This is a genomic window from Alkalibacterium sp. MB6, from assembly GCF_009935905.1.
In the GTDB taxonomy this organism is placed as follows: Bacteria; Bacillota; Bacilli; order Lactobacillales; family Carnobacteriaceae_A; genus Alkalibacterium.
In genome coordinates, this window is record NZ_PREX01000042.1 from 1 (window position 1) to 8010 (window position 8010).

Annotated in this window: 9 protein-coding genes; 4 read left to right on the top strand and 5 right to left on the bottom strand. The window is 38.6% G+C overall.

Annotated features, from left to right (window positions below; genetic code table 11):
• Window positions 1–101: 101 nt before the first annotated feature.
• Window positions 102–515, top strand: a complete 414-nt coding sequence (locus tag C3945_RS11385; protein ID WP_161879774.1) for a hypothetical protein — start codon at window positions 102–104, stop codon at window positions 513–515.
• 313 nt (window positions 516–828) lie between these two features.
• On the opposite strand, the gene C3945_RS11390 is transcribed toward C3945_RS11385, so the two are convergent.
• From C3945_RS11390 to C3945_RS11405, 4 genes are read right to left on the bottom strand one after another with little or no spacing between them, the layout of a single operon-like run.
• Entirely contained in the window at window positions 829–1092 is a 264-nt protein-coding gene (locus tag C3945_RS11390; RefSeq protein ID WP_161879775.1) for a hypothetical protein, read from the bottom strand.
• An 11-nt stretch (window positions 1093–1103) separates the two neighbouring features.
• Window positions 1104–1493, bottom strand: coding sequence for a hypothetical protein (locus C3945_RS11395; protein WP_161879776.1), 390 nt, complete (start codon window positions 1491–1493; stop codon window positions 1104–1106).
• The gene (locus C3945_RS11400) at window positions 1442–2281 is read right to left on the bottom strand and encodes a hypothetical protein (protein WP_161879777.1); all 840 of its coding nucleotides are present in this window, start codon (window positions 2279–2281) and stop codon (window positions 1442–1444) included. Before C3945_RS11400 ends, C3945_RS11395 begins: the two co-directional genes overlap by 52 nt.
• A gap of 37 nt (window positions 2282–2318) precedes the next feature.
• Window positions 2319–3089, bottom strand: coding sequence for a GDSL-type esterase/lipase family protein (locus C3945_RS11405; protein ID WP_161879778.1), 771 nt, complete (start codon window positions 3087–3089; stop codon window positions 2319–2321).
• 145 nt (window positions 3090–3234) lie between these two features.
• Here C3945_RS11405 and C3945_RS11410 point away from each other — a divergent pair, with 145 nt between their 5' ends.
• Both C3945_RS11410 and C3945_RS11415 read left to right on the top strand, forming a co-directional pair.
• On the top strand, window positions 3235–3888 hold the full coding sequence (locus C3945_RS11410; protein ID WP_161879779.1) for a YczE/YyaS/YitT family protein: 654 nt from the start codon (window positions 3235–3237) through the stop codon (window positions 3886–3888).
• A 129-nt stretch (window positions 3889–4017) separates the two neighbouring features.
• Window positions 4018–5430: an ATP-binding protein gene (locus C3945_RS11415; RefSeq protein ID WP_161879780.1), complete on the top strand. Its 1413-nt coding sequence runs from the start codon at window positions 4018–4020 to the stop codon at window positions 5428–5430.
• Between the two features lie 179 nt (window positions 5431–5609).
• Here C3945_RS11415 and yghU read toward each other — a convergent pair whose 3' ends face one another.
• The gene (yghU, locus tag C3945_RS11420; RefSeq protein ID WP_161879781.1) at window positions 5610–6395 is read right to left on the bottom strand and encodes a glutathione-dependent disulfide-bond oxidoreductase; all 786 of its coding nucleotides are present in this window, start codon (window positions 6393–6395) and stop codon (window positions 5610–5612) included.
• A 162-nt stretch (window positions 6396–6557) separates the two neighbouring features.
• Between yghU and zwf the strand changes: the two genes are divergently transcribed.
• Window positions 6558–7988, top strand: a complete 1431-nt coding sequence (zwf, locus tag C3945_RS11425; RefSeq protein ID WP_161879782.1) for a glucose-6-phosphate dehydrogenase — start codon at window positions 6558–6560, stop codon at window positions 7986–7988.
• The last annotated feature ends 22 nt before the right edge of the window (window positions 7989–8010 follow it).

The following is an 8010-nucleotide window of genomic DNA, read 5'->3' on the forward strand; positions in this document are numbered from 1 at the left end:
CCTTTTTGTATTTTAATTGATAGAGCAACGATAGTTGCATTAAAACAACACGAAAAAACAAAAAAATTGGTAATTACTAAAAAAAGTGAGGGAGTGATATGATGAAAAAAAGAATTCTCTGTATGTCTTTTCTTTCTCTTCTATTGATGACTGCTTGTGATTCAGAAGATGAGATGACTTTTGATGAAGAATTCAAGGTCTCAATTGAAGAAGAACCCGTTCAATTAGCTGTGGAAAATGGTGGATTGTTACTAAGCTTTTATCCATCGGGGTTGGTGTACTATGGATTAAATGAATATATTGACAATTACGATATCCCATTTGAGCAAACGGATGAAGATCAGGATTATACTGAATATCAAGACTACACTGTTGCGTTTGATGAAGAAACGGATCTATTTACTGTTACGATAGAAGAGGGCGTTTATGAACTGGAAATGCTTGGACCTAGAGTGTTTTGGGATGAAGAAAACAGTATGAATATAACGTCCAATAGAGCATTTATAAACGAGTAATGATAACTGACTTATTATTCGTGATACAGCTAAAGACACCATAGGTTAACGTGTCATGTTAGTCTAACAAATCGGTATGATAAACTATATAGGGATGAACTTCAGTCAAAGCTTTCTTTACTGAGGTTCATCCCTATTTTATATTATATCATTAAACGTTAGCATTCGAAAAAGTGGCTGAGTTGCGTAGAGAACCGTTCTCTACGCAACTCAAGGAATGATGAAGTCATGAACTGCTTAGAGACTCAATCTCTAAGCAACTCATACTATACAAGATACCGTGAGCTGCTTAGAGAGACGCTCTCTACAGAGTTCACTCATCGTCGCCACCTTCCACTACATCCACCAACTCCCATGTTTCTCCTTCGTCATTAGACTGATAGAGATAATAGGTCTCGTATAAAACTTCCGACCTCGGATCTGGATAGAGTTGAACAAATAAGCTCCCGTTTTCTTCATAAGGTAGCTGAGGTACTGCTGATGATTCATTCACATCAGGAAAGGTAACTGCGGAAACGACTTGGCCACCATTATCTGTACGGAAAAGTGTAGCTTCTGTCTGACTTCTTCTAGACAAAAGGAAAAATCCTAACTCGTCGTCAAAAAAACTAAGCCTGAGCTGACACCTGATTGTCCGTCGAATGGATCATTATTGACTGTTTCCCAGGTATTGCCTCCATTAAGTGTCTGATCTAATCCGTACCAACGGCTACCCGTAGCAGCGTCGATAACCGTTAATCGGTATCCTAAATCCTCAGACAAGAAATAAACGTCCTGCTCACGTTCGTCCACTTGGTAGCCAAGAGTTAACTCGTTTTCAGCTTCCAAAGCTTGCCTTTCTGCTGGCTCACTCAATGAACGGTCGATAAATCGCATCGGCGTGATATCATCTGTTCTTCCTGATACAAAAATCGAAACCGTATACCCTATGATTTCTTCATCGGCTCCCTCAAGTGGTACAGGTTCACTATCTTCCAAATAGTAAATTCCCGTTGGGTTATAACCCCATGTTCGGTAGCCTGCATAATAAATACCAAAACGGTCTTCTTAGGCCATTCATCAATGATTTCGTCAATAGCTAATTGATCCAAGGTGTCAACAAGGGGAGACAAAAGCCAGTCTTCGTCTGTGGTATCTGAGTCTCTCGGTTCATGTCTGGAAACGGTCAGTTGATTGGGATTGGAGGTAGATGAAATAAGAAAACTCTCGAATAATCCCTCTTCGTTTTCCCCCATTATGGGCATATACAATGATACGAGGTCGTCTTCTCGGTTAAACGCCACTTCAACAGTTGAAGAGGCATATAGTTTTTCTGGCAAATGGATGGCTTCATCAATGTCAGCTAAAAGTCCGTTTAGACCTTGTTCAATAATATTTACCTCTTCAAGGTCTATAGTCGTTTGCGTTCGCCATTCATGAATCCTTCTGTGAAGAGGAGTGCCCCACCACTGTGAAATCACATAGGTTTGATACCCAGTATAAATAGTCGTTCCGATAACCGCCACGACAGCAAACCAGAACCAGTACGCACTCATTTTTCTTTTAAATTCAGTCTGCTGAGAGACACGGCTCCGGATTCTTTTTCTAAAAAAGAAGCACAAGAGGAACCACATAAGTAAGACGCCTATGGTAATGAAAAAAATCGGTGCTCGTCTTGCTATACCACCTAACTCAAATAAGTTCAAAAGCAAAGAGCAGCTTAGGATATAAAGAATGACGACAATCGGGTTAAGCATTAAAGCTTTTACACTATAATTCTTTTTCAAATGGGTCTCCTTTCGTCTGGAAAGATTTGGTTTATCATTAGTTTAGAATGGCGTAAAGTTGTTCAGCAATGACTTGATGACCTGATGCACTTGGATGAAAGTGATCGGATGCAAGATAAGAATCAAGGTCCTCATTAAATAACTGATAGGTGGGGATATAGGCAGTATTGGTGTAAGAATTTATAATCGAACGCGTTTCTTCATTCCATACCAATAGTAAGTCAGTTAACTCTGGAGATTCTCTTACGTAAGGGTTGTATAAACCGATGAAGGCAAGCTGGGCAGCTTGGTTCACTGACCGTATCTCTCGAATCACAGAATCGAGATGATCTTTATAGTCGCTGAGTGCTTCCTCAAAAGATGACTCGATGTCGTCTTCGAATCTGACTCGGTTTAAGTCGTTTCCTCCAATAGATAGAATAATGAGTTGTGCCTCTTCAATCATCGCATGGTGCTCACCACTGTCTAGTTTACTTACGAGTTGGTGGCTCACATAACCTGGCACAGAGATATTAGTAATGACTTCTTCATGATGATACTCGCCTTCAAGTAAGGCAACATATCTCTCACCAAAGCCTGATTGCTCATCATCCCCAACACCCGAGCCAATCGAGTCGCCAAGAATGAGTATATCGGTCAAGTCTTCTGTCGGTACAGCCGTCTGTTCACTTTCTTCTACTCGTTCGTCAGTTAGAGTCAGGCCATTCATTCCGTCATCAGTTGAGGAAGTAAAGAAGCCTGAAAAGATAAGCAGCGTCAAAGCCAACACGCCAATTATCAGTAGGGTCCATTTAATTTTTGTGTGCATGCTATCCTCCTAATAACTTTATTCAAATGATATAATGGATGACAAGCATTTTCAAATGAAAAAAGACTGTCACTAGTTGTGTATGGATGCGATTGCAGTATAATGAAGACTAAGAATGACTAGTTTATTTGGAAAGGATTTTAACATGACAAAATATAAAGGCCTTGCATTATTATCGATTTTCTCAGCTACGGTTGCTTTTGCGATATCGCTCATGTTAAAGGCATCAGTAGGGGTGGGCGCTTTTGATGCCATGACCCAGTCGTTATCTATACTGTCCGGAATTAAAATTGGCACATTGTCCATGGTGGTTAACTTGATTTGTGTTGCCGGCCAATTCATTATCTTAAAAAAAGACTTCGGGTTTAATCGTTTTTTACAAATTCCTTTGAGTATCTTAATTGGTATGTTGGTTAATTATTTTTACTATACACTATTTTCATCGCTTAGTTTTGACAGTTACCTCTTATCATTAATTGTTTTTTGTGCCGCATTGGTTTTATCTACCTTTTCGGTAAGTGTGGTAATGGTTTTGGACCTGGTGACATTTCCCATAGAGAGTGTATGCCTAGCCTTAACCAAAGTCACGCCCTTACAATTTTCTACGCTTAGACAAGGGGTGGATATTCTTTGTGTAGTGATTTCACTAGCTTTGACCTTTGCATTTGGTTTAAGTTCGCCCGTCAGAGAAGGAACAATCATCGGCATGATTATATTCGGACCGTTAGCCGGCTATTTTATGGCTAAAGTTCATCCTGTGTTGATGAAAAGAGGAATAGTTGAAGAAGTGGGTGCTTAGTTTTTCAACCTTTCAATCAATAAAAGCATAATCACTTGATGATAACATTTATTATCTAGATTTAGTATATCGTAATTTAGTATATCATGATATACTAAAAACGAAGAACATAATGTGGAGGGTGATGTCTTGTTTATAGGGAGAAAAGAAGAATTAAAAGAATTAAATGAGCGGTTATATAGTAAAAAGTTTGAAATGATACCAATTTATGGTAGACGAAGAGTCGGCAAGACAAGGTTATTGGAAGAGTTTGTCAAAGATAAAAAGGCCGTATTTTTCACTGCTGATCAATTTGGAGAAGAATCTAATCTATTTAACTTAAGTCAAGCTATTATTAGTTTAATTGCTCCGAGTTTATCAGTCAGTCATTTTACAAGCTTTCAGGATGCTTTTGAGGCCGTAGCCACATACGCAGAAACAAGTCCCGAACCACTAGTGTTTATTATTGATGAATATCCTTACTTGGCTAAATCAAGTGAAGGAATTTCTTCAGTTCTTCAAAAAGTAATCGATAAAAATTATTTAAAACTACCGAATTTGATGCTTATTTTAACGGGCTCGCAACTATCTTTTATGGAAGAACAAGTACTTGGGTATGAAAGTCCTCTATATGGAAGGAGGACAGGACAGATAAAGCTATTATCATTAAATTATACTCAATCAAAAGCCTTTCTTCCATCTATGCCCGAAGATGATTTCATGACAATTTATGGATTAACTGGAGGCATTCCACTATATCTAACGTTGATGGACGATTCCTTGTCTCTTAAAGAGAATATTATACAGAACGTATTAAGCAAAAATACTTTCTTATATGAAGAACCCAGAAATTTACTTATGCAGGAGCTACGTACTCCTAACCGGTATAACGATATAATAGCTGCTATTGCGGGTGGTGCTAGTGAGATGAAAGATATCATTGGGAAAACAGGTATAGATTCTGGTCCTCTTACTAAATATTTAATGACATTAATTGATTTAAATATTATAGAAAAAAAGCTGCCTTTAACAAAAATAGGTAAAAATAAACCTGTATATATTGTATCAGACGGATTATTTCGTTTTTGGTATCGTTACATCCCAAACTATAGAAACTTTATAGAGACAAGTCGTACTCATTTAATATGGAATAAAATCGAAGAGGATTTGCCTCAATACACATCAATAGTATTTGAAGAGTTTTGTCGAGATTGGTTATATAGTCAAAACGGATCAGAACAAGTGCCTTTCCTTATCGCAGAAGTGGGTTCTTGGTGGGGAAATAATCCCTTGATACGCAATAAAGCGACCAGTCAAGAAGAAGTCGATATCATAGGCTTGGGACTTGAGAAATCAGATTTAATTGTCGGTGAATGTAAATGGAGAAAAGCACCGACCGATCGTTCAATAGCTGAAAGATTAGTGGAAAGAAGCCATTTCTTTCCCTACCAAAACAAAGCTCTGTATCTATTTTCTAAGACAGGATTCACACCGGGTTTAAAAGAATATGCTAAAGAAAAAGAGATACAATTAATTGAGTTCAGAAAAATGATTGAAGAATAGAATGTGTTGAGTCCCTTTATACTAATGAATGAGGTGGAACTTAAACTAACTATATACATCCTAGACGATTGATAGTAGAATTTTATCCAATTAGCAAAAAAAGCCACTGACATTAATTTACATGTCAGTGGCTCTTTTGAATATGCAATAATAGTGGTTACAGCTATATGCACAATTTATTAGTTGACATCTTTATACTCGACTTCAAGACCACGTTTGACAGCTGGTCTGTTGCCTACACGGTCAGCCCATTTTTTCAAGTTGCTGTACTCATCAGCTTTAAGAAACTCAGCGGCATCGCCGTATAAGTGTCCTTGAACAAGTCGGCCATACCAAGGCCAGATGGCCATGTCAGCGATTGTGTATTCATCTCCAGCGATGAAGTCCTTATCTGCCAATTGTCTATCCAACAAGTCTAACTGACGTTTCGTTTCCATTGTGAATCGATTGATTGGGTATTCTTGAGCAGTAGGGGCGTAATGATAGAAGTGTCCAAAACCACCACCTACATATGGAGCAGCACCTGTCTGCCAAAACAACCAGTTCATCACTTCTGTTTTTTCAGCTAGATTAGTCGGCATAAATTGCCCGAATTTATCAGCTAAATAAAGCAAAATATTAACAGATTCAAAGACACGAATCGGTTCATCCTGCGAATAGTCCATCATCGCTGGAATTTTAGAATTAGGATTAATATTGACAAAGTCGCTACCGAATTGATCGCCTTCACCAATATGAATTTTGTATAAATCATACTCGGCTCCCTCAACACCGGCTTCTTTCAGTTCCTCAAGCATAATGGCTACTTTCTGCCCATTAGGTGTGCCTAAAGAATACACTTGTAAAGGGTGCTCTCCAACGGGAAGCGTCTGATCAAATCGACTACCGGCAACTGGTTGGTTACCGAATTGATTTGTTTCTTCTTGATTCCATTCCCAGACCTTTGGTACTTCATATTCTGACATCTTATCCACTCCTCTAATCTAATACCTTCAGTATACTGATTATAAACGTGTTAGACAAGAAATCAGTAGCTATCATGACACAAGTATATTAGTAGCTAATCAGGTCACTATTCCTTAAAATGAAGTCAACGTAAACTTTTTATACGAAAGGAACGGTTAACTATGACAAAGGAACAAATAGGTGGCGTTTTCGTTTTATTCGGTGGAACGGGGGATTTAGCAGAATCTGAAATTTTCCCAGCGTTTCATCAACTGTTTGAACAAGGCACATTTTCTGAGAAATTCGCATTGATTGGCGTATCACGAAAGGACATGTCCAATGAAGAATACCGGGACTATGTAAAAGAGCAGGTGAAACAAGAAGGTGACAATGAGTCCATTGATGAAGACTTTTTAAAGCATTTTTTCTACCAATCTGTAGACAACACAGAATTAGATGATTTTGATAAATTATCCGAAACCATTAAAGAAGCGACCGATGCATTCGATGCTGAGCCGGCTTATGTTTATTATTATTCTATTCCGCCTAGTCTTTACGACGAAACGACGACTAACTTAAAAGAGTCGGGCATATTAGATGTGGAAGGTAGTCACCGTGTTGGTGTGGAAAAACCCTTTGGTGAAAGTCTAGAATCCGCAAAAGAGTACTACGACATTTTCAAAAAAGCGTTTGACCCAGAAGAGATTTATCTCGTTGATCACTTCTTAGGCATGCAATCGATACAGAATATTCTTTCCACACGTTACTATAATCCGTTCATCGAGGCGGTGTGGAATCGTGAGTATATTGACCACGTTCAAATCTCTCTGCCAGAAGATTTTTCAATTGGCAGTCGTGGAGCTTTTTATGATGAAAATGGTGCTTTACTTGATATGTTCCAAAATCATATGCTACAGATCCTTTCATTTGTCGCAATGGACTTGCCAGATGAACTGGATGAAAAACACATTAACGAGAAGAAATTGGAGTTGTTAAAAACAATACCATCATTCACAAAAGAAGACGTTAAAGAAAAGGTTGTTCGTGGCCAGTATGATGCTTACCGAGACGAAGAAGATGTACCAGAAGACAGCCACACCGATTCTTATATTGCCATTGAGCTGGGCATTGACACAGACCGCTGGCAAGGTGTTCCGTTTTATGTAAGAACGGGTAAATCATTGGCAGAAAATCACTTTACCGTTGATTTGATATTTAAAGGGGCTTCTGATGCACCAACGAATGAGCAATCTCGGCTATCTTTCTCTATCGAACCACAATTGGGACTGTCATTTGTTGTTCATCAAAACAGCTCGTTTGAAAGTGAAAATGGATTAAAAACGGTACTGGGACCAGATAAGGAAGCGTTCGAAGACGTTTCTATTCCAGAACCGTATGAAGTTGTCCTTTCTGATATATTAAAAGGAAGCAAGCGACACATTGGGACTTATGACCAAGTCAAAGAGCAATGGCGTATCACCGACTCGATTAAACAGGCCTGGGACGACTTGCCTAAACCTTCTTTCCCTAATTACGATACCGGTGATAGAGGGCCGAAAGAAGCAGAAGATCTCTTGTCTAAAAATAATCACGAATGGATTTACCGAGATTAATTAAACGAACTGATATTAGAAA

Excerpts from the sequence above, each read along its gene's own strand:
- C3945_RS11385 (WP_161879774.1), top strand. The coding sequence starts at position 102 with ATGAAAAAAAGAATTCTCTGTATGTCTTTTCTTTCTCTTCTATTGATG.
- C3945_RS11405 (WP_161879778.1), bottom strand. The coding sequence starts at position 3,089 with ATGCACACAAAAATTAAATGGACCCTACTGATAATTGGCGTGTTGGCT.
- C3945_RS11410 (WP_161879779.1), top strand. The coding sequence starts at position 3,235 with ATGACAAAATATAAAGGCCTTGCATTATTATCGATTTTCTCAGCTACG.
- yghU (WP_161879781.1), bottom strand. The coding sequence starts at position 6,395 with ATGTCAGAATATGAAGTACCAAAGGTCTGGGAATGGAATCAAGAAGAA.
- zwf (WP_161879782.1), top strand. The coding sequence starts at position 6,558 with ATGACAAAGGAACAAATAGGTGGCGTTTTCGTTTTATTCGGTGGAACG.